Raw genomic sequence first — 26,393 nt, forward strand, 5'->3', positions numbered from 1 at the left:
GCGGGGCGCGCCGTGCGTGGGTCGCGCCGCTCGTGGTGAGTGAACGGAGGCGGAAGCGGTCCGGCCGGGTCAGCCGGTCTTCTTCCAGTCCTTGCAGCCGGTCGTCTTGAAGTAGGCGTCCGAGGAGCTGAGCCTGACGACGGCCGTGCCGTTGACGTTGTCGTTCGCGAGGATCGACTCGATGCCGTGCTCGGCGTCCTTGGTGCGCTCCCAGTAGCAGGAGTCGTCGGTATTCCCGGTGGACTTGTAGGTGCCCGGGGCGATGTCGGCGCCGACCGCGAACATTCCGCCGTCGCCGGACATCCGGGCGGCGGGGGAGCCCTTCGCCTTCTCGTCGACGGCCTCCCAGTCGTTGCAGTCGCTCGACTTGAAGAGCTTGTCGGTGGCCTTGACGGTGACGTAACTGGTGCCGGTGACATTGTCGTTGGCCAGCAGCGAGTCCATCTCGCCCGAGGCGTCCTTGGCCCGCTCCCAGTAGCACATGCCGTCGCTGTTGCCGGTGGTGCGATACGTGCCGGGCTTGATGTCCGAACCGACCTGGAAGTCGCCGTCCCCCGCGAACGCGGCCTTCTTCTCGGCGACCGCGGCCTTGTCGGTGTCCTTGGTGTCCTTGGTGTCCTCGGTGTCCTTGGTGCCCTCATTGCCCCCGGCCTCGCGCTCCGCGGACGCCGAAGAGTCCTTGCCGGTGCCGCCGGAGGTGCCGCCGTCCCCGTTGTCCCCGGCGTTCGCCGACACGACTCCGATGACGACGACTCCCACGACGGCGCCCAGCGCGACCTTGCCCTTCATGCCCATGGCTGTCTCCCCCTCCCGACGCGACGACCCCCGCTGCTCGGCGGTCGCTCGTTCGCTGGGTCAATGAGAGCAGAGCCTGTGAACCGAGTCAACATGATTCACAGCTCTCCTCGTGTACACGGCCGTGAATGGGTAGATCTTGCATACATCGGTATGCTCGGCGTCACACGCGTGGCGCAGTGCTGGTGCGGTACGACGAGGGGAGCGTGCGGGTGCAGGACAACGCGACTGAGGTGACCGCCGCAGGTATCGCACGGCTGGCCGGCGTGGGCCGCGCGGCCGTCAGCAACTGGCGCCGTCGGCACGCCGACTTCCCGAGACCTGTCGGCGGCACCGAGACCAGCCCGTCCTTCGCGCTCGCCGAGGTCGAGTCCTGGCTGCGCAAGCAGGGAAAGCTCGCTGAGGTCCCCTTGCGGGAACGCGTCTGGCAGCAGCTCTCCGGCCATCCTGAGGGCCCGGTCACCGCACTCACCCACGCGGGCTGCCTCCTGCTGCTGATCCACGATCGCCCGACGGTCTGGCTGGAGGTGGGCGCCGGCTCCGACGAGCGGCTCTCGGAGATGCTGCCGGGGGCGCTGCGGGAGGTGTTCACACCGCGATTCGGACCCGAGGCGGCCATGAGCACCCCGCCCGCTGTGAACACCCTGGACGCCGTGAACACCGTGAACGCCCCGAACGCCGTAGACGCCCCGGATGTCGTGAATCCAGCGCCCCCCGCCTCCGGTGTTCACACCCCCTCCGCCGTGAACACCCCCGCCGCCGTGAACACCCACCCCGCCGTTCGCCTCCCCACCGTCCCGGAACTCCTCCCCTCCGCCCCCCTCCTGCGGGGCGTCGCCGAGCTGGCCGCCGAGCTGGGTGCCCGGCAGACCTTCGAGTTCCTGCTCGGCCGGCACCTCGACGCCAACCCGCGCCAGTACACGCTCACCCCCGCCGACCTGGCCGCTCTCATGGCCGACCTCGCCGGCCCCGCCCGCACCGTCCTGGACCCGGCCTGCGGCACCGGCGCCCTTCTGCGGGCCGCCGCGACCCGCCCCGACCAGGAGCTCCACGCCCAGGACAGCGCCCCCGAACTCGCCGCGCTCACCACGCTCCGGCTCGCCCTGCAGACCTGGTCCACCGTGCGCGGGGCGGTCGGCGACAGCCTGCGCGCCGACGCCCACCCGGGGCTGCGCGCCGACGCCGTCCTGTGCCACCCGCCGTTCAACGAGCGCAACTGGGGCCACGACGAGCTCGCCTACGACCCCCGCTGGGAGTACGGCTTCCCGGCCCGCACCGAGTCCGAGCTCGCCTGGGTCCAGCACGCACTCGCCCGCCTCAAGGACGGCGGCGCCGGCGTCCTGCTCATGCCGCCCGCCGCCGCCTCCCGCCGCTCCGGCCGCCGTATCCGCGCCGACCTGCTGCGCCGCGGTGCCCTGCGCGCCGTGATCGCCCTGCCGCTCGGAGCGGCACCGCCGTACAACATCCCGCTGCACCTGTGGGTGCTGCGCCGCCCGGAGAAGGCGCCCGCCCAGCCCGAGGTGCTCCTCGTCGACGTGGGCCAGTTCGCGGGGGAGGGGCGCGGTGGGCCGGACTGGCGGGCCCTGCGCGAGGCCGTTCTCGACGCCTGGCAGGCCTTCGGGCGGCCCGGCCGCTTCGCCGAACGGCCCGGACTGGCCCGCGCGCTGCCCGTCATCGAACTCCTCGACGACGACGTGGACCTCGCTCCCGCCCGCCACCTGCCACCCCCCACGGCGGCCGACGGCGCCGAACAGCTCACGGCCGTGCGCGAGCACCTGGGCGAGACCCTGCGCCTGACCGCCGACCTCACCCCGCCGCGCGCCGACGCCGCGCACCCCGCGCGGTGGCCGCTCACCACCATCGGCGAACTCGCGCGCGGGGGAGCCCTGATGCTGCGCACGGGCGGAAACGGCGGCCACGCACGCGTACCCGTGCTCACCGACCACGACGTCCTCTTCGGGGCCGACCCCTCCGGGACGCTTCCCGAGAGCGAGGAGGACGCCGTACTGACCGAACCGGGCGACGTCGTCGTACCGGTGCTGGGCGGGGGCTCGGTGGCGCGCGTGATCGACGCGGCGACCGCGGGCGCCGCCCTGGGGCGCAACCTCGTGCTGCTGCGCCCCGATCCGGCGGCGCTCGACCCCTGGTTCCTGGCCGGCTTCCTGCGCGGCACCGCCAACAACCGCCAGGCCAGCAGTTATGCCTCCACCGCGACCCGCCTGGACGTGCGCAGGCTCCAGTTGCCCAGGCTCCCGCTCGACGAACAACGGCGATACGGCGAACGCTTCCGCGCGCTCGACGAGTTCGAGCGGGCGCTCAGGCACGCGGGGCGGCTCGGAGAGCAGCTCGTGCGCGGGATGTACGACGGGCTCACCGATGGAACGGTCGCGCCCGACTGATCAGGACGACAACGGTTCGGTACAACCCGTGACCAGTTGTCGGTGTCGGCCTATACGCTCGAACCCCACATCGAATCCCGGTTCAGGAGCGTTCATGTACGGCCACGGCGCGGCGCCGCCCGCCCGCAGCTCGGGCACCGTCATCACCTTGCGCGTGCTGTTCGCCGCCGCCGGTTTCCTCTCGTGCGGCCTGCTCGCCTGCGCTCCGCTGTTCCGGGTCGCCTTCCTGCGCGGGCGGTCGGTCGACTGGGTGCTGTCCTGGGCGAGCCTTCCGCTGTCCATCGCGTGTTTCGCGGTGGTCGGCTCACTGCCCGAGAGCGATCCCCGGACCGACGTCGCCATGTCGCTGGTTTTGCTGCTCGGCCTCTTCAGCAGTGTGTACTTCCTCGTGATGGACATCCGGGTGCACCAGCAGAGGCGGTTCGCCGGCTACCCGCCGCCCCAGGGCCCGACCGTCCACACCGGCTACGGCTATCCGCAGCCGACGCCGCCGTACACGTCCACGCTCCTGCCGCAGCCGCCGACTCCTCCGGTCTCCGCGCCCGGTGTCGTCCCGCCCCCGCCGCAGCGCCCCGCGCCTGCCCGGATCGACCAGGTGCGCGCCGAACTCGACGAGCTCAGCGACTATCTGCGCAAGCACGACGGCAACCCCGAGGGCGGCAGGTGACCGTGGCGACAGGACGTGTCGTCGCCGGACGCTATGAACTGTCCACGCTCATCGGCCAGGGCGGCATGGGCCAGGTGTGGACGGCGTACGACCAGCGGCTCGACCGGCGCGTGGCGGTGAAGCTGCTGCGCCCCGACAAGGTGGCCGGGCAGGAGGCGGACGAACTGCGCCGCCGGTTCGTCCGGGAGTGCCGGGTGACCGCGCAGGTCGACCACCCCGGGCTCGTCACCGTGCACGACGCGGGCAGCGAGGGCGAGGAGCTGTTCCTCGTCATGCAGTACGTCGACGGCGCGGACCTCTCCGACCATCTCGCCGAGCACGACCCGTACCCCTGGCAGTGGGCGGTCGCCGTCGCCGCGCAACTGTGCGCCGTACTGAGTGCCGTGCACGCCGTACCGATCGTCCACCGCGACCTCAAGCCGCGCAACGTGATGGTGAAGCAGGACGGCACGGTCACCGTCCTCGACCTCGGTGTCGCCTCCGTCATGGACACCGACACCACCCGCCTCACCCACACCGGTTCGCCGATCGGCTCGCCCGCCTACATGGCGCCCGAGCAGGCCATGGGCGGGGCGGTCGGTCCGTACACCGACCTGTACGCGCTCGGCGTACTGCTGCACGAACTGCTCAGCGGCGACGTCCCCTTCGCGGGCTCCACCGCGCTCGGCGTGCTGCACCGGCACCTGTACGAGCCCCCGCTGCCCGTGCGCCGCACCCGCCCCGAAGTCCCCGAGGCCCTCGAAGCGCTCGTGCTGCGGCTGCTCGCCAAGGACCCGCAGCACCGCCCGGCCTCCGCACAGGACGTGTACGAGGATCTGGCGCTGCTGCTGCCCGCGCGCGGGACGCCCACGGGAGCTCCTCTCGATCCCACACGTCCCTTCCTCCGTCCGCACGCCCCCTGGCCGGACCGCGCGCGCACGCCGGCACCCCAGCCGGCCCCGGTCACGCCGGTCCCCGAGGCGACCGAGAAACCGGATGTCGCGCGCGCGGTCGACGAGGTCAAGCGGCTCCTCGGCGAGGGCCGCATCACCCAGGCCGTCGACATCTTGGGCGCGATCCTGCCCGCGGCCGCCGAACAGCACGGCGTGAACTCCCCTGTCGTACGCACCCTGCGCAAGCAGTACGCCGCCACCCTCATGGACGACGGCCAGTACCGCCGCGCACTGCCCGAACTGCGCCGCCTCGCCGACGAACGCGCCACCGAGGCGGGCCACGCCGACCCGCAGTCCCTGCGCTTCCGGTACGACGCCGCCCAGTGTCTGGAACAACTCGGCGAACCCGCGGCCGCACTGGCCGAATACCGCGCCCTGCTGCCGTACTACGAGAACCAGTACGTGGCCGGCGACCCCCAGCTCGCCCACGACGTCCGCCGCCGGATCGGGCACCTCCTGCTCGCCCTCGGCGACCGCGCCGCCGCCCACGACACACTCGCGCGGCTGCTGCACGACGTGGAGCGCTTGCACGGGCCGGCGCACCCGCTCGCGGTGGAGGTCCGCCGGACGCTCCAGTGGCTGGGTCAGGTGCGCTAGGGCGACCCGTCAGATTTTGCCGCGCCCAGAGGGAAACTTGTCACCTTCAGGGGATTGAGTTTCCGAAAGACAGGACTGGCGCCGGATAGCTTTGCGCTTCATTTCAGCCACGCACAACAGGCACAGCACGCACAACTCGTACAGCACAACCAAGGGGTGGGGTCGTCCATGTCCAGTCATCGGCAGTCGAAGAAGCGCAGATACGTCACGTGGGGCGTCGCCGGAGCCGCCGTGGTCGCCGGCGCGGGCCTCGCCGCGCAGAGCTCGATGGCCGCGACCACCTGGCCCGCCCAGAAGACGTACACCGGCCGCGCCTTCGACACCTGCGCCGCCCCCTCCCTCTCCGCGATGAAGGCCTGGCACGGCGGCCTCTACGGCGCCGCCGCCGTCTACGTGGGCGGCAAGAACCGCGGCTGCTCCCAGCCCAACCTCACCGCCTCCTGGGTCAAGTCGGTCAGCGCGGTCGGCTGGAAGCTCATCCCGCTCTACGTCGGAGCCCAGCCGCCCTGCCAGAGCGGCTCCAACCCCGAGAGGCTCACCGCCTCCACCGCCGCCTCCCTGGGCGCGACGGACGGCGCGGACGCGGTGGCCAAGGCCTCCGCCCTCGGCATGAAGGCCGGCAGCCCGATCTTCCTGGACATGGAGGCGTACGACATCACGAACAAGGCGTGCAACGACGCCGTGCTCACCTATGTGCGTGCCTTCGACAAGACCCTGCGCGCGAAGACGTACCGAGCGGGCTTCTACGGCTTCAGCAGTTCCAGCGCCAAGGCGATCGCCAACGCGACCGACAGGACCGACCTGCCGGGCAACCTCTGGTACGCGCTGTGGGACAAGCAGAACACCACCACCGCGGACTGGCCCTTCGGCGCCACGCAGTACACGGACCACAGCCGTGGCCACCAGTACCTCGTGAACAGCAAGGAGTCGCGCAACGGCTACACGATCACCGTGGACCGGGACGCCTGGGACGGGCCGGTGGCGATCACCGGCTGACGGCAACCACGCGCGCGTGGCGCGGCGGTGCCCGAAGTCCTGGTGAATCGTTGGTCGAATGGGTTGGCCAGAGCCCGTCCCCTGCCTACCATCGATCACCGCAAGACCTTGTGCACCGTCGCACAATCTCCTCGGGAGGCCTCCTTGCACCGCCGTCGTCGCACCGCGCTCGTCCTCTCCGCCGCGCTCGCCGCCGCGGCACCCCTGCTCACCGCGTGCGGAAGCGACGCGCATCCCGGCGCCGCGGCCGTCGTCGGCGGGCAGCGGATCACCGTCGCGCAGCTGGAGAACCGGGTGACCGAGGTGCGTGACGCGCAGCGGGCGGCCGTCACCGACGAGGCGCAGTACGCGCAGGCCATCGCCAAGACCGGCACCCTCACCCGCGACGTCCTGCACGGCATGGTCCTCGACCAGGTGCTGCACCGGGCGGCCGAGAACGCGGGCGTGTCCGTCAACCGCAAGGAGGTCCAGGCGCTGCGCTCCGGCCTGGAGGAGCAGGCGGGCGGCGCCAAGGGCCTGGAGACGGCGTGGCTCCAGCAGTACGGCATCGCGCCCGAGCGCCTCGACGAGAACCTCCTCCTCCAGCTGGAGGCCCAGAAACTCGCCGGAAAGCTCGGCACCGACACCGGCAACCCCGCCTTCTGGAACGCCCTGAGCAAGGCGTCCAAGCAACTCGACGTCGACCTCAACCCGCGCTACGGCACCTGGGACGTCGCGAAGAGCACCCGCGTCGACGCGAAGACCCCGTGGGTGCGCGAGGTCACGACGGCGGGGAGCGAGCAGAGCGCGTAGCGGGACCGAGGCAGCCCCACACCGTGGGACCAGCCCCACACCGCGGGGCAACCCGGCAGGCAGACGGATGATCATACGATCACCCCGCCACCCCCTGCCTGTGGACAAACTGATCGCCCCGTCGACGCCGTGCGTTAGCTTCGAACTGTGAACGCAACCGGCTTCGAGCCCGCCCCTGACCAGGACCCCGACACGGCGTCCGCCCCCGGCCGCATCGTCCTGCTCACCACCAGCCACCGCGTCGCCCCCGGCCTGCTGTCCTGGCCCGCCTGGCAGGCGCTGCACGCCGCCGACCGCGTTCTGTGCGCGGACGGAGCCCACCCTCAGCTGCCGTATCTGCGGGAGGCGGGGATAGAGGTCGACGAGACGTCCCCGACCGCCGAGGAGCTGGTCGGAGCGTGCGCGGGCGGACACAAGGTGGTCGTCGTGGCCACGGGCGAGGGCGAGCCGGCCCTCACGGACGGTCTGGCACGCCTCGCCGGATCCGGACGCATACAGATGCCCGAGCTGGAGCTGCTCCCCGCCTCCTACGACCTGCCCGGTGCCCGGCTCCTCGACCTCGTCCAGGTCATGGACCGGATCCGCGCCGAATGCCCCTGGTCCTCCCAGCAGACCCACGAGGGCCTCGCCAAGTACGGCATCGAGGAGGCGTACGAACTCGTCGAGGCCATCGAGGAGGGCGACCGCGACGAACTGCGCGAGGAGCTCGGGGACGTCCTGCTCCAGGTCGTCTTCCACTCCCGTATCGCCGAGGACGACCCGGACGCCCCCTTCTCCGTCGACGACGTCGCCGGCGGCATCGTTGCCAAGCTCATCCACCGCCATCCGCACGTCTTCGGCGACGAGACGGCCAGCACGCCCGAGGAGGTCAAGGCGCACTGGCTGCGCACCAAGGCGATAGAGAAGCAGCGCAGTTCGGTGACCGAGGGCATCCCCCTCGGCCAGCCCGGCCTCGCCCTCGCGGCGAAGCTGGCGTCGCGGGTGCGGATGGCGGGCCTGGACGTCCCGCTGCCGAAGACCGAGGGCATCGGTTACGAACTCCTCGTCCTGGCCGCCCGCGCCGAGGCGGAGGGCGTCGATCCGGAGGCGGCCCTGCGTGCGGCGGCCCGGCTGTACCGGGACGCGATCCGGGAGGTCGAGGCACCCCACCCGCCGGAAAACGTCAAGGAGTGACCGACCAGCCCTCAGCCGACCCAGCCGGCCTCGCCGACCCCGCGACCCCCGGCACCCCCGCGTCCCCTGCCGTTGCCGCCGCCGCGACTCCCGCCCCCCAATTGTTCTCCTGGGAGTTCGCCACCGACCCCTACCCCGCCTACGCCTGGCTCCGCGAGCACGCCCCCGTGCACAGGACCCGGCTGCCCAGCGGGGTGGAGGCCTGGCTGGTCACCCGGTACGCCGATGCCAAGCAGGCCCTCGCCGACCAGCGGCTCAGCAAGAACCCGGCGCACCACGACGAGCCCGCGCACGCCAAGGGCAAGACCGGTATCCCGGGGGAGCGCAAGGCGGAGCTGATGACGCATCTGCTGAACATCGACCCGCCGGACCACACCAGGCTCCGACGGCTCGTCAGCAAGGCGTTCACGCCCAGAAGGGTCGCCGAATTCGCGCCGCGGGTGCAGGAGTTGACCGACCGCCTCATCGACGGGTTCGCCGCCACCGGCACCGCCGACCTCATCCATGACTTCGCCTTCCCGCTCCCCATCTACGCGATCTGCGACCTGCTCGGCGTCCCCCGAGAGGACCAGGACGACTTCCGGGACTGGGCCGGCATGATGATCCGCCACGGAGGGGGCCCGCGGGGCGGGGTCGCGCGGTCCGTGAAGAAGATGCGCGGCTATCTCGCCGAGCTCATCCACCGCAAGCGGGAAGCACTGCCCGACGAGCCGGCCCCGGGCGAGGACCTCATCTCCGGGCTGATCCGCGCCTCCGACCACGGCGAGCACCTCACCGAGAACGAGGCCGCCGCGATGGCCTTCATCCTTCTGTTCGCCGGCTTCGAGACCACCGTCAATCTCATCGGGAACGGCGTGTACGCCCTCCTCACCCACCCCGAGCAGCGGAGTCGGCTGCAGAAGTCCCTGGCCGACGGGGAAAGAGGCCTGCTGGAGACCGGTGTGGAGGAGCTCCTGCGGTACGACGGTCCGGTCGAGCTGGCCACCTGGCGGTTCGCCACCGAACCCCTGCGGATCGGCGGTCAGGACATCGCAGCCGGCGACCCGGTGCTCGTCGTGCTCGCGGCGGCGGACCGGGATCCCGAGCGGTTCGCAGACCCCGATGTGCTCGATCTGTCCCGCCGTGACAATCAGCACCTCGGTTACGGCCACGGCATCCACTACTGCCTCGGTGCCCCGCTCGCCCGCCTGGAGGGGCAGACCGCGCTCGCCACCCTCCTCACCCGTCTCCCGGACCTGCAACTCGCGGTGGATTCAGCCGATTTGCGCTGGCGTGGGGGGCTCATCATGCGTGGACTGCGTACTTTGCCCGTGGAGTTCACGCCCGTCCGGTAATCGACCGAGGGGTCCGGCCTATCCCCGCGCGGGGCCGCGTAAACATGACGCGCCCTCAAGTCTGTGATCTTCACGTGATCTACGCGGCATTAACTTGTGACAAGTGATCGAATCCCTATACGTTCACGGACCAGCGCGGTGCCCTGCAACACCGGCCGCGCAGGTCCCTGCTCTCTCGGGAAAGGTCCCCGCATGCTCTCCGGGAACGGTCGTCACCGTCGCCCCCGTCAGGCTCCGGCTCTCCTCGTCGCGGCCGGTGTGACGGGATCCGCCATCGCGATCCCACTGCTCGGAGCGACCGGAGCGAGCGCCGCCACCGGCACCACCTGGGACCGGGTCGCGGAATGCGAGAGCGGCAGCTCCTGGAGCGCGAACGACGGCAACGGCTACTACGGCGGCCTCCAGATGTCCCAGGAGAACTGGGAGAAGTACGGCGGCCTCGAATACGCCAGGACCGCTGATCTGGCCAGCCGTAACCAGCAGATAGCCGTGGCCGAGAAGCTTCTCGCGGACCAGGGCATCGCCGCATGGCCGACCTGCGGTCTGCTCGGCGGTCTCAGCAAGGACTCGAGCTCGGCCGATGTCGACACGGGTGTGGAGAGCGGGACGCCCTCGGCCTCGGCGTCCGGCTCGTCGGATTCATCCGATTCATCCGGTTCCTCCAACTCATCAGGCTCCGAAAAGTCTTCCGGTCTGCTCGACGCGCTGGACGGTTCGTCCGCGACTCCCTCGCCATCGGCCACCCCTTCCGGCAATGGCGATGGTTCCGCCAAGTCGGACAAAAAGAACTCTTCGGGTTCCGAGGGATCCGCCACGGAAGAAGCGCAGCGTTCCGACAGCTCGCCCGTGGTGAGCCCGGAAGAGGATGAAGCGGACAAGTCGTGGCAGGAGGGCAGCTCTTCGGCCCTCGTGGACGTCGGCGCACTCGGCTCCGGCAAGCACCGGGGCGGCAGCGCCGAGGAGGTCGCGACGAAGAGCACGGCCTCCTCCGCGGCCGGCCGGCACGCCGCCCGCACCTACACCGTCCAGGAGGGCGACTCCCTCGCCTCCATCGCCGACTCCCTTGGCCTCGACGGCGGATGGCGCGCCCTCTACGCCGAGAACAAGGACCGCATCGGGGCCGACCCGAGCAACATCGTCGCCGGTCAGACGCTCGACACAGGGGCTGAATAGGGCTGAAAAGCCCAGAAAAACAGCGGGAGTTCGCGTCACACTTCGCACTGAATGTCCACTTTGGTGAAAGTGTGGGATGAGTCTCAGAAGCCCTGATCGTCTTTGAATTTCCGCCGAGCGCGTGTCTACGGTCGTCACCGCTCGGCAACCCGAGCCCCGTCTGTCGCAACGCCGAATCCTGCCAGCGGCCGTACGGGAACAGTCGTCGCGTCAAGCGCCGTAGGCAGGAGCGGGGGACCCAAGGTAAGTGCCGGGTCCGGCAGCAGAGGCCTCACGGGGTCTCACGGTCGAAAGGCCGCCGGAACCGGCTTGGGGTGAAGCCGCGCACCGCAGGGTGCGCGACCGGGCAACTCAACCGGCCCGAACCCGACAGCTCACCTCGCAGGCGTCGGTGAGGGGATCCACCATGCTGTTTTCGGGCAAGGGCAAGCACCGTCGTCCGTCCAAGGCCACCCGCGCCGCCGCGCTCGCCGGTGTCACCGGTGTCGCCATCGCCGCCCCGCTGATGGCGGCCGGCAACGCCTCCGCCGCCACCGCCTCCGAGTGGGACACCGTCGCCCAGTGCGAGTCCGGCGGCAACTGGTCCATCAACACCGGCAACGGTTACTACGGCGGTCTGCAGTTCTCGGCCTCCACCTGGGCCGCCTACGGCGGCACGCAGTACGCCGCGCAGGCCAACCAGGCCAGCAAGTCCCAGCAGATCGCCGTCGCCGAGAAGGTCCTCGCCTCGCAGGGCAAGGGTGCCTGGCCGGTCTGCGGCACGGGCCTGTCCAGCGCCACCTACAGCGGCGGCAGCAGCTCGTCCTCCTCCGGCAGCTCGAACACGAGCAGCCGTTCGACCGAGGAGCAGAGCGCGTCCCGTTCGACCGACCGCCCGGCGGCCAAGAAGACCGTCACCACCCCGACCGGCAAGAAGGTCAAGAAGGGCGACGGCGAGTACAAGGTCGTCAAGGGTGACACCCTCAGCTCGATCGCCGAGAAGCACAAGGTCAAGGGCGGCTGGCAGAAGCTGTTCAAGCTGAACAAGGACATCGTCACCGACGCCGACTTCATCTACCCGGGCCAGCAGCTGCACCTGAAGTAAGACCCAGCTGAACCACAGCGCCCTCACATCCGTGTCCTTCACGATGAAGGCCTCGTGAGGGTCCCCCCGTCCCCACGGGCTCCCCGCTCCGGTGCGTGTTCCCCCGTACGCACCGGGGCGGGGTTTTTTCATGCGCCGCCACCGGGACGTCTTTGTTCAGTTCAGAAACAATTTACTCTCGGTTCTGTCCACGGGGCGGTCCACACGGTGGCCGATCCCCCGGAGCCGGTTAGGCTCGGTCTCGCAGAACCCACCGCGGTCCCGGCGGACCGTGTCACACCCCAAGAAGGAGATGCTCGTGCCGTCCATCGACGTCGTCGTAGCCCGGGAAATCCTGGACTCCCGAGGCAACCCCACGGTCGAGGTCGAGGTCGGCCTCGACGACGGCAGCACGGGTCGTGCCGCCGTCCCGTCCGGTGCCTCCACGGGTGCCTTCGAGGCCATCGAGCTCCGCGACGGTGACCCGAACCGCTACCAGGGCAAGGGTGTCGAGAAGGCCGTCCTCGCCGTCATCGAGCAGATCGGCCCGGAGCTGGTCGGCTACGACGCCACCGAGCAGCGCCTGATCGACCAGGCGATGTTCGACCTGGACGCCACCGACAACAAGGGCTCGCTCGGCGCCAACGCCATCCTCGGCGTCTCCCTCGCCGTCGCGCACGCCGCCTCCGAGGCCAGCGACCTCCCGCTCTTCCGCTACCTGGGCGGCCCGAACGCGCACCTGCTGCCGGTGCCGATGATGAACATCCTGAACGGCGGCTCGCACGCCGACTCCAACGTGGACATCCAGGAGTTCATGATCGCCCCGATCGGTGCGGAGTCCTTCTCCGAGGCGCTGCGCTGGGGCACCGAGGTCTACCACACCCTCAAGAAGGTCCTGAAGAGCAAGGGCCTGTCCACCAGCCTCGGTGACGAGGGCGGCTTCGCGCCGAACCTGGAGTCCAACCGCGCCGCCCTGGACCTCATCCTCGAGGCCATCAAGGAAGCCGGTTACATCCCCGGCGAGCAGGTCGCCCTGGCGCTCGACGTCGCCGCCTCCGAGTTCTACAAGGACGGCAAGTACCAGTTCGAGGGCAAGGACCGCTCCGCCGCCGAGATGACGGAGTACTACGAGGAGCTCGTGGCGGCCTACCCGCTCGTCTCCATCGAGGACCCGCTGTTCGAGGACGACTGGGCCGGCTGGAAGGTCCTCACCGACAAGCTCGGTGACAAGGTCCAGATCGTCGGCGACGACCTGTTCGTCACCAACCCGGAGCGACTGGCCCGCGGCATCGACGACGGCGCCGCCAACGCCCTGCTCGTCAAGGTGAACCAGATCGGCTCGCTCACCGAGACCCTGGACGCCGTCGAGCTCGCCCAGCGCAGCGGCTTCAAGTGCATGATGTCCCACCGCTCCGGCGAGACCGAGGACGTCACCATCGCCGACCTCGCCGTCGCCACCAACTGCGGCCAGATCAAGACCGGCGCCCCGGCCCGCTCCGAGCGCGTCGCCAAGTACAACCAGCTCCTGCGCATCGAGGAGATCCTCGACGACGCGGCGGTGTACGCCGGCCGCAGCGCGTTCCCCCGGTTTCGCTCTGCGAACCATTAGGCACAGCAAGGGCTGACCCCACCAGGGTCAATCCCTAGCCAGTCGTACGTACGTCCCCGTACCGGTCCCGTACCGTGTGCGGGGACGTACGCACGTAGAAGGGGAGGCGGAAGCCGATGGCTGTGAAGGACCGGGACCGTTTCTCCACCGCGACCAGGATCAGACTGCTCGGCGAGCAGACCGCGGCCCGTGTCTACCGCTCCCAGACCAAGCGACAGGCCCGCCGCTCCCGGCTGACCGGCCGGGCCGCGCTGCTCGCGCTCGTGCTGTGCACGCTGGTGGTGGCGCTGGCGTACCCGATAAGGCAGTACGTCTCCCAGCGCGCCGAGATCGCCGATCTGCAGCGGGAGAAGGCGCAGGCCGCCGAGCGGGTGGAGAAGCTGCGCGATCTCAAGGCGCGCTGGCAGGACGACACGTACGCCGAGCAGCAGATCCGCCAGCGGCTGCACTACGTGATGCCGGGCGAGACGGGCTTCATCGTGGTCGACCCGGACGCGGCCAGGCAGTCGCACACCGACCTCGGGGCCGCGGACCGCCCCTGGTACGCGAACGTCTGGGACGGGGTCGACAAGTCCGACGCCTCCGACCAGTGAACCGACCGATGGACCGATAGAAAGACAGGCATGGAAACGCCTCCGCCCTCCACTCCGCGAACCGAGCCGACCGACGCGGACGTCGAGGCCTTCAAGCAGCAGCTCGGCCGGCCGCCGCGCGGACTGCGCGCGATCGCGCACCGCTGCCCCTGCGGTCAGCCGGACGTGGTGGAGACGGCCCCCCGCCTCCCCGATGGCACGCCCTTCCCGACGACGTACTACCTGACGTGCCCGCGCGCCGCCTCGGCGATCGGCACCCTCGAGGCGAACGGCGTCATGAAGGAGATGACGGAGCGGCTCCAGACCGACCCGGAGCTCGCGGCGGCGTACCGGGCCGCGCACGAGGACTACATCGCCCGCCGTGACGCCATCGAGGTGCTGGAGGGCTTCCCCAGCGCGGGCGGCATGCCGGACCGGGTGAAGTGCCTGCACGTCCTGGTGGGCCACTCGCTCGCCGCGGGCCCGGGCGTCAACCCGCTGGGCGACGAGGCGATCGCGATGCTGCCGGAGTGGTGGCGCAAGGGCGCCTGCGTGTCCCTCGCCGAGGAGGACGCCCAGTGACCCGCGTCGCCGCCGTCGACTGCGGCACGAACTCGATCCGGCTCCTCGTCGCGGACTGCGACCCCGAGACCGGTGAACTGGTCGACCTGGACCGTCGTATGACCATCGTGCGGCTCGGGCAGGGCGTCGACCGGACCGGGCGGCTCGCCCCCGAGGCGCTGGAGCGGACCTTCGCCGCGTGCCGGGAGTACGCGGCGGTCATCAAGGAGCACGGGGCCGAGCGGCTGCGGTTCGTCGCCACCTCCGCCTCCCGGGACGCGGAGAACCGGGACGAGTTCGTGCGCGGGGTCCTCGACATCCTCGGGGTCGAGCCCGAGGTCATCTCCGGTGACCAGGAGGCGGAGTTCTCCTTCACCGGGGCGACCAAGGAGCTCAAGGGCAGCGACCACCTGGCCCGGCCCTACCTCGTGGTGGACATCGGCGGTGGTTCGACGGAGTTCGTGGTGGGCGACGACCATGTGCGCGCCGCACGCTCCGTCGACGTGGGCTGTGTGCGGATGACCGAGCGGCACCTCGTGCGGGACGGGGTCGTCAGCGACCCGCCCACCGACGCGCAGATCGCCGCCATGCGGGCCGACATCGAGGCCGCTCTCGACCTGGCCGAGGAGACCGTCCCGCTGCGCGAGGCGCGCACGCTGGTGGGGCTCGCCGGGTCCGTCACCACCGTGTCGGCGATCGCGCAGGAGCTGCCCGAGTACGACTCGCAGGCCATCCACCACTCCCGGGTCTCCCACGACCGCGTCCGTGAGATCACCGACCGGCTGCTGCACTCCACCCACGCCGAGCGCGCGGCCGTGCCCTCCATGCACCCCGGGCGCGTGGACGTCATCGCCGCCGGGGCCCTCGTCCTCTTGTCGATCATGGAGCGGATCGGCGCCGAGGAGGTCGTCGTGAGTGAGCACGACATCCTCGACGGCATCGCGTGGTCGGTCGCGTAGGCCTTGCTGAGCACCTCTGCTGAGCAGGGAGAACAACGTATGAGCGCGTCCGGGGGGCCCTTCGGGGCCCCTCTTTGACGTGTCGCCGGGAAAGTTCGTGAAGTTCTTCACAAGGAATTGGGCCCTGTCGGACGACGAATCTGGCCCGGTTGCCCCTTCCGGGGTCCCAACACCCGTGTGAACACGTTCAAAACGGGGGGATGCGGACCTCGGGGGAGGGGCGCGTGAGGGGGTTGCGCGGGTCTCTCACGGGAGGGCTTCCGGCGCAGAGAGGCAGCTCACGCGGCATTGACAACGGGTCGCTCTACACGGCGGTTCCCGTCTCGCGCCATGACCTGGATCACGCGAGTCGCGGAGGATAACACACCCTCTGCAAGAGCTTGTGAAGGGGCGCACGAGCGACCCCCCTGAGGCGGGTGGATACTCGATGGCATGAGCACCACGGAGCGTCCCAGGATCCTCGTAGTAGGCGGTGGGTACGTAGGCCTGTACGCAGCTCGGCGCATTCTCAAGAAGATGCGCTACGGCGAGGCGACCGTCACGGTCGTCGACCCCCGGTCGTACATGACCTACCAGCCCTTCCTCCCCGAAACCGCCGCCGGCAACATCTCCCCGCGCCACGTCGTCGTCCCGCTGCGACGCGTGCTGCCCAAGGCGGAGGTTCTCACCGGCCGGGTCACCACCATCGACCAGGACCGCAAGGTCGCCACGATCGCCCCGCTGGTCGGCGAGGCGTACGAGCTGCCTTTCGACTACCTGGTGATCGCGCTCGGCGCGGTCTCCCGCACCTTCCCGATCCCCGGCCTCGCCGAGCAGGGCATCGGTATGAAGGGCATCGAGGAGGCCATCGGCCTGCGCAACCACGTGCTTGAGCAGCTCGACAAGGCCGACTCCACGACCGACGAGGAGATCCGCCGCAAGGCGCTCACCTTCGTCTTCGTCGGCGGTGGCTTCGCGGGTGCGGAGACCATCGGCGAGGTCGAGGACATGGCCCGCGACGCGGCCAAGTACTACACCAACGTCTCGCGCGAGGACATGCGGTTCATCCTCGTCGACGCCGCCGACAAGATCCTCCCCGAGGTCGGCCCCAAGCTCGGCCAGTACGGCAAGGAGCACCTGGAGAGCCGGGGCGTGGAGATCTACCTCTCCACGTCGATGGACTCCTGCGTCGACGGCCACGTGGTCCTCAAGAACGGCCTCGAGGTCGACTCCAGCACCGTCGTGTGGACCGCCGGCGTCAAGCCGAACCCGGTCCTGGCCCGCTACGGCCTCCCGCTGGGCCCGCGCGGCCACGTCGACGCCCAGCCGACCCTCCAGGTCACCGGCACCGACTACATCTGGGCCGCGGGCGACAACGCCCAGGTCCCGGACGTCGCCGCCCGCAAGGCCGGCGTCGAGAACGCCTGGTGCCCGCCGAACGCGCAGCACGCGCTGCGGCAGGCGCGGATCCTCGGCGACAACGTGATCTCCGGTATGCGGGGCTTCCCGCAGAAGGACTACAGCCACTCCAACAAGGGTGCTGTCGCGGGTCTCGGCCTGCACAAGGGCGTCGCGATGATCGTCATGGGCAAGATGAAGATCAAGCTCAAGGGCCGTCTCGCCTGGTACATGCACCGCGGCTACCACGGTCTGGCCATGCCGACCTGGAACCGCAAGGTCCGCGTCTTCGCCGACTGGACCCTCGGCATGTTCCTCAAGCGCGAGGTCGTCTCCCTCGGCGCGATGGAGCACCCGCGCGAGGAGTTCTACGAGGCCGCGAGGCCCGTGCCGGCCGCCGAGCCGAAGAAGACCGAGGCGAAGGCCTCCTGACCGGCTCCGGTCGCTGATCCACCCCGAAGGACCTCCCGCCATCCGTGGTGCGGGAGGTCCTTCGGCGTTCCCGCGCCCACTGGGTGTAGATGGTCGCTGCATGTGTTTTGCCCAGACATAACCCGCCGGAGGGACTGCGCCCCGGCATGCCGCTGTTTACCAAGGTGGACAATTCCGGGATCCTCGTCACGGAGGTGTACGCCATGGCAGATGCCGCGCTGCGGCTCAGGGACCTCGTCGGACAGTTGCTGGGAGTGCAGCTACCGCTGCGGATCCGCGCCTGGGACGGTTCGGAGGCCGGGCCGCCCGACGCGCCCGCGCTGGTCGTACGGAACCGGCGTGCCGTGCGCCGGCTGCTGTTCAAGCCGGGTGAGCTGGGGCTGGCCCGCGCCTGGGTCACGGGAGACCTGGACATCGACGGTGATCTCTACACCGCCCTCGACCTGATCTCGGGGCTCGTGTGGGAGCGCGGGGAGGACGCCAGGACCCTCTTCCAGGCCCTGCGCGACCCCGAGGTGCGCTCCGCCGTCCGCGGGCTCGTCGCCCTCGGCGGACCGCCGCTGCCGCCCGCCCCGCCGCCCGAGGAGATCCGCCGGGCCCGCGGCCATCTGCACACCAGACGCAGCGACAAGCGGGCCATCAGCCACCACTACGACGTCGGCAACGGCTTCTACGAGATCGTCCTCGGACCGTCGATGGTGTACTCGTGCGCCTACTGGGAGGCTCCCGAACCCGGGGGAACCCTGGAGCGCGCCCAGCGCGACAAGCTCGACCTCGTCTGCCGCAAGCTCGATCTGCGGGCCGGGCAAAGGCTCCTCGACGTGGGCTGCGGGTGGGGCTCCATGGCCATCCACGCCGCCCGCGAGTACGGCGTGAGCGTCGTCGGCATCACCCTCTCCCAGGAGCAGGCGGCCTACGCCCGCAAGCGCGTCGCCGACGAGGGGCTCACCGACCGGGTCGAGATCCGGGTGCAGGACTACCGGGACGTCACCGACGGGCCGTACGACGCCGTCTCCTCCATCGGCATGGCCGAACACGTCGGCGCGGAACGGTACTTGGAGTACGCCGAGGTCCTGCTGAAGCTCCTGAAGCCCGGCGGACGGCTCCTCAACCACCAGATCGCCCGGCGCCCGCAGCGCGACGAATCGGCGTACGACCTCGACGGGTTCATCGACGCCTACGTCTTCCCCGACGGCGAACTCGCCCCCCTCGGCACCACCGTGACCATGCTGGAGCGGGCCGGGTTCGAGGTGCGGGACGTGGAGTCGATCCGCGAGCACTACGCCCACACCCTGCGCCGCTGGGTCACCAACCTGGAGGCACAGTGGCAGCGCGCGATCCGGCTCGCCGGACCCGGGCGGGCCCGTGTGTGGCGGCTGTACATGGCCGCGTGCGCCCTCGCCTTCGAACACAACCGCATCGGCGTCAACCAGGTACTCGCCGTCAGAGCCACCGAATCCGGCGCGTCCGGTCTGCCGCTGAGATCCCGAACCTGGAACTGACTCCCGGGTGAGCCGCCGCTGGATGTCGCCGTCCGCCGATCGGTCCGGCCCAGCGGCCGAGACGGCAACGCGGGCGGCGGTAACCGGCCGACGGCCCCGCCGGGGCGGGCGAAGCGGCTGGTGCACGTGGTCGGTGACCGGTCGCTGGGGCCGGGTCCGGTGGTGGCTGGCAAGGCGCCGGGCAGGTTAAGGGGGCCTGGCGCCTGTTGGGCCTTAGGGGGTGCCCTGGCCGGTCGGTGCGGCTGGTGCGACTGTCCGGGTCCCGGGTGCCGCGGTGCTCGGGTTCCGCGGTGGTTGGCGGGCGGGGGGCAGGGTCGGGGGACCGGCGGCTGCCCGGCCTTAGGTGGTGCTCAGGTCGGTCGGTGCGCCTGGTGCGACTGTCCGGGTCCCGGGTGCCGCGGTGCTCGGGTTCCGCGGTGGTTGGGCGGGCGGGGGGCAGGGTCGGGGGGCCTGGCGGCTGTTCGGCCTTACGTGGTGCCGAGGGCGGTCGGTGCGGCTGGTGCGGCTGTCTGGGTCCCGGGTGCCGCGGTGCTCGGGTTCCGCGGTGGTTGGGCGGGCGCTGGCCAGGATCGGGGGACCGGCGGCTGTTCGGCCTTAGGGGGTGCTCAGGTCGGTCGGTGCGGCTGGTGTGACTGCCTGGATCCCGCGCGCTGCGGTGCCCGGATGTCGCGGTGGTTGGCGGGCGGGGGGGCAGGGTCGGGGGACCGGCGGCTGTTCGGCCTTAGGGGGTGCCCTGGCCGGTCGGTGCGGCTGGTGCGATTGCCTGGGTCCCGGGTGCCGCGGTGCTCGGGTTCCGCGGTGGTTGGGCGGGCGCCGGGCAGGATCGGGGGGCGGCGGCTGTTCGGCTTTACGCGGTGCCCTGGCCGGTCGGCGCAGTTGGTGCAGCTGGTCGGTGACCGGTCGCGGGGGACGGGTCCCGGGTCGGTCGGTGGGGTGCCTGGCAGGGACGAGGGGCCCGTTGCCTGGCAACGGGCCCCGACTGCCGTACGGGTGCTCGGTGTTACTCCGCCTTGATGGCCGCCAGCATGTTCATGCGGGCCGCGCGGCGGGCCGGCCACAGGGCGGCGAGGATGCCCACCGTCGCCGCCAGCAGGAGGAACACCGCCATCCTGGCCCAGGGCAGGACGAGTTCGTACGTCGCCATCTTCGTGCCGAGGAGCTCACCGGCCGCCCAGCCGAAGAAGACGCCCAGGCCGATGCCCAGGACCCCGCCGAACAGGGAGATGACCAGGGACTCCAGACGGACCATCCGCTTGATGCCCTTGCGGTCCAGGCCGATCGCGCGGAGCATGCCGATCTCCTGGGAGCGCTCGAACACCGACATGGCCAGGGTGTTGATGACTCCGAGGACCGCGACGATCACCGCCATGGCGAGCAGGCCGTAGAGCATGTTCAGCATCAGCGTGAACATCTGCGCGATCGAGTCGGACAGATCCTTCTTGTCCTGGACCTTGATGGCCGGGTTGGAGCCGAGGGCCTTCTCCAGCTTGTCCTTGGTCGCGGCGGAGGCGCCGTCGGACGTCTTCAGCATGACCTGCATGTCGGACAGGTCGCTCAGGTGCGGATTGAGTGTCGCGGTGTCGAGCATGATGCCGCTGATCAGCTCGTTGCCCTCGTAGACCCCGGCGACCGTGAGCTTCTGCGCCTTGCCGTCCTCGTAGTGGACGGTGAAGGTCGAACCCGCCTTCCAGCCGAAGGACTTGGCCCGGTCCTGGTCCACGACCACCTGGCTGCCGCCGACCTTGAACGCGCCGTCGTTGACCTTGAGGTCGGTCAGCTCACCGATCGCGGAGCCGTTGACGCCGGTCAGGTACTCGGTATGGCCGTCGATGCGGGAGGCCGCGTTGCGCAGCGGGCTGACGGCGGTGACGTCGTCGACCTTCGCCAGCTTCTTCTCGACGTCCGCCGAGAGCTCGTTGCCGTTGGCCATGGAGACGACGTAGTCGGCTTTGACGGCCGCCGACGCCATCTTGTCGATCGACTTCTGCAGGCTGCCCGCCATCACCGTCATACCGGTGATCAGGGTGAGTCCGATCATCAGCGCGGAGGCGGTGGCGGCCGTACGGCGCGGGTTGCGCACCGAGTTCTGGCGGGCCAGTTTCCCGGAGACGCCGAAGACGCGCAGGAGCGGTGCCGCGGCCGCGATCAGCGGGCGGGACAGCAGGGGGGTGAGGATGAAGACACCGATGATCAGCACGACCGCGCCCATGCCCATGGGGGCCTGACCGTCCGAGCCGTCCATGGTGGTGGCCGCCAGGATGACCGCGACACCGGCCCCGCTGAACAGCGCGCCCAGCGTGTTGCGCAGCACCAGCGACTTGGTCGTCGCCTTCGCGTGCACACTGCTCATCGCCGCGACCGGCGGGATCTTCGCCGCCCTGCGGCCCGGCAGCCAGGCCGCCAGCATGGTGATCAGGACGCCGACCGCGAGGGCCACACCGACCGTGCCCGGCGTGACGACGAGCGGCCCGTCCGGGACGGTCGCCCCGAGCGTGCCCATGAGGGACTTGAGCCCGGCGCCGATGCCGATACCGGCCACGAGACCGGTCACGGCGGCGACCAGGCCCACCACGAACGCCTCGATCAGCACCGACCGCGTGACCTGCCTGCGGGACGCGCCGACGGCCCTGAGCAGCGCCAGCTCCTTGGTGCGCTGGGCGACCAGCATGGTGAAGGTGTTGGCGATGATGAAGGTGCCGACGAAGAGCGCGATGCCCGCGAAGACCAGCAGGCCCTGCTTGAGACCGCTCATCGAGGACGAGATCATCTCGGCCTGCGCGTCGGCGAGTTCCTTGCCGGTCTCGGTCTCCACCAGGTCCGAGGGAAGCGCCTTGTCCAGCGCGGCCTTCAGGGCGGTCTGGGAGGTGCCGGAGGCCGCCTTCACGTCGATCTCGTCGTACGTTCCCGGCTTGCCGAACAGCTTCTGGGCGGTGGCCGTGTCGAAGAGGGCGAGGCTGCCGCCGGCGGCCACATTGCCGTCGTCGGTGGTGAAGATGCCGGTGACGACCGGCTTCAGGACCGGGCCGTCGACCGAGATGCGCACGGTGTCGCCGACCTTGTAGCCGGCCCGCTTCGCGGTCTCGGAGTCGATCGCGACCTGGTTCGCGCCGTGTGGTGCGGCGCCCTCGGACAGCGGGTACCGGGGGTCCTTGTCCCCGTAGTAGTTGCCGCCCTGCGACTGGAAGCCGCCGCCGATGAGCTTGCCGTCCTTGTCGGCGATGGCGGTGAAGCCGCTGACGACGCCGATGGCCTTCGAGGCCCCCGGAACCCCGGCGCTCTTCTCGAGCAGCGCCTGGGTCAGGTCGGGGTTCTTCCCGATCGTGTTGCCCTTGTCCTCCCGGGACTCGGCGGTGACGGCCACGTCGACCTGGTCGAAGCCCTTGGCCGAACTCTTCTGGTAGGCCTCGGAGATGGTGTTGGTGAAGACCAGCGTGCCGGACACGAACGCCACGCCGAGCATCACGGCGAGCACGGTCATGAGCAGTCTGGCCTTGTGCGCGAGTACGTTGCGCAGGGCGGTGCGGAACATCAGGAGGTGCGGCCCTTCGCGTCGAACTGCTTCATGAAGTCGAGGACGTTGTCGGCGGTGGGCTGGTACATCTCGTCGACGATCCGGCCGTCCGCGAGGAACACCACCCGGTCCGCGTACGCCGCGGCCACCGGGTCGTGGGTCACCATGACGACCGTCTGCCCCAGCTCCCGAACGGAGTTGCGCAGGAAGCCCAGCACCTCGGCGCCGGAGCGTGAGTCGAGGTTTCCGGTCGGCTCGTCGCCGAAGATGATGTCGGGCCTGGACGCCAGTGCCCGGGCGACGGCGACGCGCTGCTGCTGGCCGCCGGAGAGCTGGGCGGGCCGGTGGCTGAGGCGGTCCCGCAGCCCGACCATCTGGATGACCGACTCCAGCCACTGCTTGTCCGGTTTGCGGCCGGCGATGTCCATCGGGAGGGTGATGTTCTCCAGGGCCGTCAGGGTCGGCAGCAGGTTGAACGCCTGGAAGATGAAGCCGATCTTGTCCCGCCGCAGTTTGGTCAGCTGCTTGTCCTTCAGCGAGCCGAGCTCGGTCTCGCCGATGCGGACCGAACCGGAGGAGAAGGTGTCGAGGCCGGCGACGCAGTGCATCAGCGTGGACTTGCCGGAGCCGGAGGGACCCATGATCGCGGTGAACTCGGCCTGGTGGAACTCGACGGTGACCCGGTCCAGGGCGACCACCTGGGTCTCGCCCTGTCCGTAGATCTTCGACAGATCCGTGGCGCGCGCGGCCACGGTGGTGGTCCGGCCGGCGACGGGTGTGGTGGTCACGGGATGGAACTCCTAGCGGGACGACATCGTTGAAGGACGTCTTCCATCGTGGTGGCCACAGCGCGCCGTGTAGTCAGCCGCAGTTCTGGTTCCGAAGGCAGACTTTGGAGGGACCGCGGCGCCGGGTGTCATACCTGGGGATGACGGAGGCCCCTGATCGGGGAAAGTGCAGAGAACAGGTGGAGCGTCCTCGTTCGGGCGGTGAAATTCCGTCATTCCGCATGCGCGGCCGGGTGTCCCACGTAACGCTATTGGCAAGTGCGGATGGCGTGTTCCGTGGTCTGATGCACCCTCAGACGTCAATAAAATAAGACAACATCGGTCCGCCCGTCCGCTGTTCGGGGGATGCGTCCCGATAGGCTCGGAACCTCGACGCGGAGCCCATGGCCTGCCCGGATGGTGGAATGCAGACACGGCGAGCTTAAACCTCGCTGCCCCTTCGCGGGCGTGCCGGTTCAAGTCCGGTTCCGGGCACTCTCGCTGAAACCGGTCCTGACCTGCGGATACGGGCTCTCGGCGCCGACTCTCTTTCGCGTAACTGGCGCACGGCTGGCGCACGCTGCCTTACCCTGCCGTCCATGGCGTACGTGAAACCGATGACGGGCAAGGACGGATCGGTCACCAGCCACCGCGTGAAGTGGCGCCTGGGCGGCGCCCGTGACGGTGCCTGGCAGAGCGAGCGATTCGACGGGGACGAGGCCGGGGCGCAGGCGGCGGAGGTGTTCTGTCAGGCCGTCAACGACAACGGCCAGCAGTGGCCGCCCGGGTGGGTCAAGGGGGAGGGGTACATCGACCCGTCCGCCGGCGTCGAGGACTCCTACATCTTCGGCACCTACGCCCGCCAGTGCATTGCAAACAAGACAGGCGTGGAGGAGCGCTACAGGGCGGACTGCTACCGGGAGTTGGAGCAGTACCTTCTGCCGACGTTCGGCAACTGTGATATCCGCTCCCCGGAGCACTTCAGCCGGGCGACCGTGGCGGCCTGGGTCAACAAGATGGCCCAGACGTACGTATGGCGCGGCTCCAAGCGCAAGCTGATGAGCCCGAAGACGCTCCGCAACGTGCACGGCCTGTTGTCGTCCGTCCTCAACGAGGCGGTGGAGGCGGAGCCCCCGCTGCGGGTGCGCAACCCCTGCAAGGGCATCCGGCTGCCGCGTACGGACGATGAGGGCGCGCTGGACGACGAGCGCACCGAAGAGATGGAGTTCATGACCCCGGACGAGGTGGGGGGCCTGGTCTCCTGCTTCGAGCGTCCGGAGGACAAGGTGCTGGTGCGCCTGGCGTACGGCACCGGCCTGCGCTGGGGCGAGATCACGGCCCTGGCCGCGCGGCACGCCCGCAACCCGTCCGCCGACGTCTTCGAGGTGCGGGTGTCCCGGGCGTGGAAGCGCCGGCCGAAGACCCACCCGCAGCCGGGCGCGTACCTGGGCACGCCCAAGAGCAAGGCGTCCCGGCGCACCGTGGACATCTCGGCCGGCCTGTGGCAGGAGCTGCTGGGGCACGGCCTGGCCGGCCTGGGCAAGGACGCGCTGATCTTCCACAACGGGCACGGGGAGCGGCTGGTCTACAGCACGTTCTATGACCGGTGGGTGGCGGCCGTCACGGAGGCCAAGGCGCGCGGCCTGATCCCTGAGTGGAAGTACCCGACGTTCCACGACCTGCGCCACTCCCACGTGGCCGCGCTGCTGTCGGACCGGCACAGCCTGGAGTACGTCAAGCGGCGCCTGGGCCACGAGAGCATCAAGACCACCAGCGACCGGTACGGCCACCTGCTGCGGGAGGCCCATGCGGGAGCGCTGGCGACGATCGACCGCGCGCTGGGCATCCCGTCGACCGCCGGCCCGGACGGGGAGGCGGACGAGTTCGAGGAGCACGAGGCGCGTACCCCGGTGACGGACCCCGGGCGGTCGCTGTATGTCGCGCATGTGGGCTCCCTGCTGGTCGGGTTCTGGCGGGCCGAGCACGCCGAGGAGTTGGCGGAGCGGTGGGCGCGGGAGCGCGGCGGCGCCGTGCGGGTGGAGCGGATGAGCGCGGACTGGTGGATCCGGTCCACCGGCGGGCAGGTCGGGTCCGACAACGGCCTCAAGGCCGTACGGGATGAGCTGCCCGGGCGGGCGTTCGTGTGGTTCCTCGGCCCGGCCCTGTACGACGTGGACGGCAGGGAGTGCACGCCCAACCCGAGCGCGCATCAGCCGGCCGGGCGGTGGGTGTGGGAGTTCGAGGAGGAGGACCACATCGAGGAGCCGTCTCGCTCCACCACCCGGTGGCGGCCTGGGTGGGAGGCGCTGACGGAGGCTCGGGCGTGGGGCCTGGACCAGGAGGCCGTCCTGGCGGCCTACACGGTGGCCCGGGCGGACGCGGTGCGTACCTGCGGCTATCACCCGGAGCGGGCGGCCGGGGAGCGGCAGCCGGTCACCTGACACCGGGCACGAAAAGGGCCCCGGTTGGTCGGCTCAACCGGGGCCCCCGCGCTGCTGGTTTATGGGGTTATGCAGGACCGCTGACCGCGCCTTCCACGGGACGGTCGTGCTGCATAGGTTCGGCCAGCCGGGCCGCGGGGGCCGGGCAGCGTCGGAGCGGGATAGCGGCAACGGGTGCGTGGCCGCGGTCGTGGTCGGTGTCGGGGTGGGCCGGCGTTTCCGTCGCCGGCCCCGGTGGTGGGCAGGATGCCGCCCGAGCGGCCGGCGTAACGGTTCGTCGGGTAAACCGGTCGGCCCGCTCCTGCAACGTCTCGCGGATGAGCGCGTTGTGATCCCGCGCCAGTTCCTCGTACAGCCCGCGCAGTTGGGCGTGCTCGCGCTCGAGGTGGCTGTTTTGGGTCAGCGCTGCATCCAGTCGGCGCAGTATGCCCATCACGTATCCGTGGGCGTTCTCGGCTTTCTCGTTGAGTCGTGCCTCCCTGTCGTTCAGCTCCTGTGCCCGGCGTGCGCTGGCCTCCACGAACGTGGTCCGCTCCTGGGCAATCTGATTGGCCATCTGGCGGGTGCGGTCGTCGTGAGCGCTGATCCACTTACGCAGAATCACCATGGACACCACGGTGATGCACACCATGGCGCAGAGACCCACCGCCGTTAGCAGCACGTGCTTGTCGGCTCCTAGGCGCGGCTCCTCACCTGTGACGATGAGTGTTGCCGCCACGCCAGCGACCATGCCGCTGACTG

The 26,393-nt window shown here is 70.3% G+C and carries 20 protein-coding genes, 1 tRNA gene and 1 riboswitch; of the genes, 17 read left to right on the forward strand and 4 right to left on the reverse strand.

Annotation, left to right across the window (positions count from 1 at the left end):
- Positions 1-69 precede the first annotated feature (69 nt).
- On the reverse strand, positions 70-795 hold the full coding sequence (locus M2157_RS27785) for a hypothetical protein (RefSeq protein ID WP_280866471.1): 726 nt from the start codon (positions 793-795) through the stop codon (positions 70-72).
- Positions 796-1,007: 212 nt separating this feature from the next.
- Between M2157_RS27785 and M2157_RS27790 the strand changes: the two genes are divergently transcribed.
- The 15 genes from M2157_RS27790 to M2157_RS27860 all read left to right on the forward strand — a co-directional run bounded on the left by M2157_RS27790 (position 1,008) and on the right by M2157_RS27860 (position 18,933).
- Positions 1,008-3,194, forward strand: a complete 2,187-nt coding sequence (locus tag M2157_RS27790) for an N-6 DNA methylase (protein ID WP_280866472.1) — start codon at positions 1,008-1,010, stop codon at positions 3,192-3,194.
- Positions 3,195-3,288: 94 nt separating this feature from the next.
- A complete protein-coding gene (locus M2157_RS27795; RefSeq protein WP_280866473.1) occupies positions 3,289-3,861 on the forward strand; it encodes a hypothetical protein in 573 nt (190 codons plus the stop codon).
- Between the two features lie 38 nt (positions 3,862-3,899).
- Positions 3,900-5,390: a serine/threonine-protein kinase gene (locus M2157_RS27800; protein WP_266518714.1), complete on the forward strand. Its 1,491-nt coding sequence runs from the start codon at positions 3,900-3,902 to the stop codon at positions 5,388-5,390.
- A gap of 168 nt (positions 5,391-5,558) precedes the next feature.
- Entirely contained in the window at positions 5,559-6,386 is an 828-nt protein-coding gene (locus M2157_RS27805; protein ID WP_280866474.1) for a glycoside hydrolase domain-containing protein, read from the forward strand.
- A gap of 144 nt (positions 6,387-6,530) precedes the next feature.
- Entirely contained in the window at positions 6,531-7,178 is a 648-nt protein-coding gene (locus M2157_RS27810; RefSeq protein ID WP_280866475.1) for a SurA N-terminal domain-containing protein, read from the forward strand.
- 147 nt (positions 7,179-7,325) lie between these two features.
- The gene (locus tag M2157_RS27815) at positions 7,326-8,351 is read left to right on the forward strand and encodes a nucleoside triphosphate pyrophosphohydrolase (RefSeq protein WP_280866476.1); all 1,026 of its coding nucleotides are present in this window, start codon (positions 7,326-7,328) and stop codon (positions 8,349-8,351) included.
- 101 nt (positions 8,352-8,452) lie between these two features.
- On the forward strand, positions 8,453-9,685 hold the full coding sequence (locus tag M2157_RS27820; RefSeq protein WP_280868281.1) for a cytochrome P450: 1,233 nt from the start codon (positions 8,453-8,455) through the stop codon (positions 9,683-9,685).
- Positions 9,686-9,877: 192 nt separating this feature from the next.
- Entirely contained in the window at positions 9,878-10,858 is a 981-nt protein-coding gene (locus M2157_RS27825) for a transglycosylase family protein (RefSeq protein WP_280858134.1), read from the forward strand.
- A gap of 159 nt (positions 10,859-11,017) precedes the next feature.
- A riboswitch (cyclic di-AMP (ydaO/yuaA leader) is annotated at positions 11,018-11,261 on the forward strand.
- Positions 11,262-11,264: 3 nt separating this feature from the next.
- Positions 11,265-11,942, forward strand: a complete 678-nt coding sequence (locus M2157_RS27830) for a transglycosylase family protein (RefSeq protein WP_280858133.1) — start codon at positions 11,265-11,267, stop codon at positions 11,940-11,942.
- Between the two features lie 292 nt (positions 11,943-12,234).
- Positions 12,235-13,530, forward strand: a complete 1,296-nt coding sequence (gene eno, locus M2157_RS27835; RefSeq protein ID WP_280868282.1) for a phosphopyruvate hydratase — start codon at positions 12,235-12,237, stop codon at positions 13,528-13,530.
- Between the two features lie 116 nt (positions 13,531-13,646).
- Positions 13,647-14,123 carry a septum formation initiator family protein gene (locus M2157_RS27840; RefSeq protein ID WP_280866477.1) on the forward strand — a complete coding sequence of 159 codons (477 nt, stop codon included), beginning with the start codon at positions 13,647-13,649 and terminating at the stop codon, positions 14,121-14,123.
- Positions 14,124-14,153: 30 nt separating this feature from the next.
- Positions 14,154-14,684, forward strand: a complete 531-nt coding sequence (locus M2157_RS27845; protein ID WP_062044019.1) for a DUF501 domain-containing protein — start codon at positions 14,154-14,156, stop codon at positions 14,682-14,684.
- On the forward strand, positions 14,681-15,622 hold the full coding sequence (locus M2157_RS27850; RefSeq protein WP_280866478.1) for a Ppx/GppA phosphatase family protein: 942 nt from the start codon (positions 14,681-14,683) through the stop codon (positions 15,620-15,622). The genes M2157_RS27845 and M2157_RS27850 overlap by 4 nt, the downstream gene beginning before the upstream one ends.
- Positions 15,623-16,054: 432 nt before the next feature.
- The gene (locus M2157_RS27855; RefSeq protein WP_280858131.1) at positions 16,055-17,431 is read left to right on the forward strand and encodes an NAD(P)/FAD-dependent oxidoreductase; all 1,377 of its coding nucleotides are present in this window, start codon (positions 16,055-16,057) and stop codon (positions 17,429-17,431) included.
- 203 nt (positions 17,432-17,634) lie between these two features.
- The gene (locus M2157_RS27860; RefSeq protein ID WP_280868283.1) at positions 17,635-18,933 is read left to right on the forward strand and encodes a cyclopropane-fatty-acyl-phospholipid synthase family protein; all 1,299 of its coding nucleotides are present in this window, start codon (positions 17,635-17,637) and stop codon (positions 18,931-18,933) included.
- A gap of 1,000 nt (positions 18,934-19,933) precedes the next feature.
- Here the strand turns inward: M2157_RS27860 and M2157_RS27865 are convergent.
- Positions 19,934-22,462 (reverse strand): FtsX-like permease family protein, encoded by a 2,529-nt coding sequence (locus M2157_RS27865; RefSeq protein WP_280866479.1) that lies wholly within the window; start codon positions 22,460-22,462, stop codon positions 19,934-19,936.
- The gene (locus M2157_RS27870; RefSeq protein WP_057610363.1) at positions 22,462-23,232 is read right to left on the reverse strand and encodes an ABC transporter ATP-binding protein; all 771 of its coding nucleotides are present in this window, start codon (positions 23,230-23,232) and stop codon (positions 22,462-22,464) included. The genes M2157_RS27865 and M2157_RS27870 overlap by 1 nt, the downstream gene beginning before the upstream one ends.
- A 390-nt stretch (positions 23,233-23,622) precedes the next feature.
- On the opposite strand from M2157_RS27870, the gene M2157_RS27875 reads away from it, so the two are divergent.
- Positions 23,623-23,706: transfer RNA gene (locus M2157_RS27875), tRNA-Leu, on the forward strand.
- Positions 23,707-23,810: 104 nt separating this feature from the next.
- Positions 23,811-25,652 (forward strand): site-specific integrase, encoded by a 1,842-nt coding sequence (locus M2157_RS27880; RefSeq protein WP_280866480.1) that lies wholly within the window; start codon positions 23,811-23,813, stop codon positions 25,650-25,652.
- A gap of 67 nt (positions 25,653-25,719) precedes the next feature.
- On the opposite strand, the gene M2157_RS27885 is transcribed toward M2157_RS27880, so the two are convergent.
- Entirely contained in the window at positions 25,720-26,370 is a 651-nt protein-coding gene (locus M2157_RS27885) for a hypothetical protein (protein WP_280866481.1), read from the reverse strand.
- Positions 26,371-26,393: the final 23 nt, after the last annotated feature.

The organism is Streptomyces sp. SAI-127 (assembly GCF_029894425.1).
In the GTDB taxonomy this organism is placed as follows: Bacteria; Actinomycetota; Actinomycetes; order Streptomycetales; family Streptomycetaceae; genus Streptomyces.

Bases quoted from the DNA above. Each gene is read 5' to 3' on its own strand.
- M2157_RS27785 (WP_280866471.1), bottom strand. From the start codon at position 795: ATGGGCATGAAGGGCAAGGTCGCGCTGGGCGCCGTCGTGGGAGTCGTC.
- M2157_RS27795 (WP_280866473.1), top strand. From the start codon at position 3,289: ATGTACGGCCACGGCGCGGCGCCGCCCGCCCGCAGCTCGGGCACCGTC.
- M2157_RS27805 (WP_280866474.1), top strand. From the start codon at position 5,559: ATGTCCAGTCATCGGCAGTCGAAGAAGCGCAGATACGTCACGTGGGGC.
- M2157_RS27825 (WP_280858134.1), top strand. From the start codon at position 9,878: ATGCTCTCCGGGAACGGTCGTCACCGTCGCCCCCGTCAGGCTCCGGCT.
- M2157_RS27830 (WP_280858133.1), top strand. From the start codon at position 11,265: ATGCTGTTTTCGGGCAAGGGCAAGCACCGTCGTCCGTCCAAGGCCACC.
- eno (WP_280868282.1), top strand. From the start codon at position 12,235: ATGCTCGTGCCGTCCATCGACGTCGTCGTAGCCCGGGAAATCCTGGAC.
- M2157_RS27840 (WP_280866477.1), top strand. From the start codon at position 13,647: ATGGCTGTGAAGGACCGGGACCGTTTCTCCACCGCGACCAGGATCAGA.
- M2157_RS27845 (WP_062044019.1), top strand. From the start codon at position 14,154: ATGGAAACGCCTCCGCCCTCCACTCCGCGAACCGAGCCGACCGACGCG.
- M2157_RS27855 (WP_280858131.1), top strand. From the start codon at position 16,055: ATGAGCACCACGGAGCGTCCCAGGATCCTCGTAGTAGGCGGTGGGTAC.
- M2157_RS27860 (WP_280868283.1), top strand. From the start codon at position 17,635: ATGGCAGATGCCGCGCTGCGGCTCAGGGACCTCGTCGGACAGTTGCTG.
- M2157_RS27865 (WP_280866479.1), bottom strand. From the start codon at position 22,462: ATGTTCCGCACCGCCCTGCGCAACGTACTCGCGCACAAGGCCAGACTG.
- M2157_RS27880 (WP_280866480.1), top strand. From the start codon at position 23,811: ATGGCGTACGTGAAACCGATGACGGGCAAGGACGGATCGGTCACCAGC.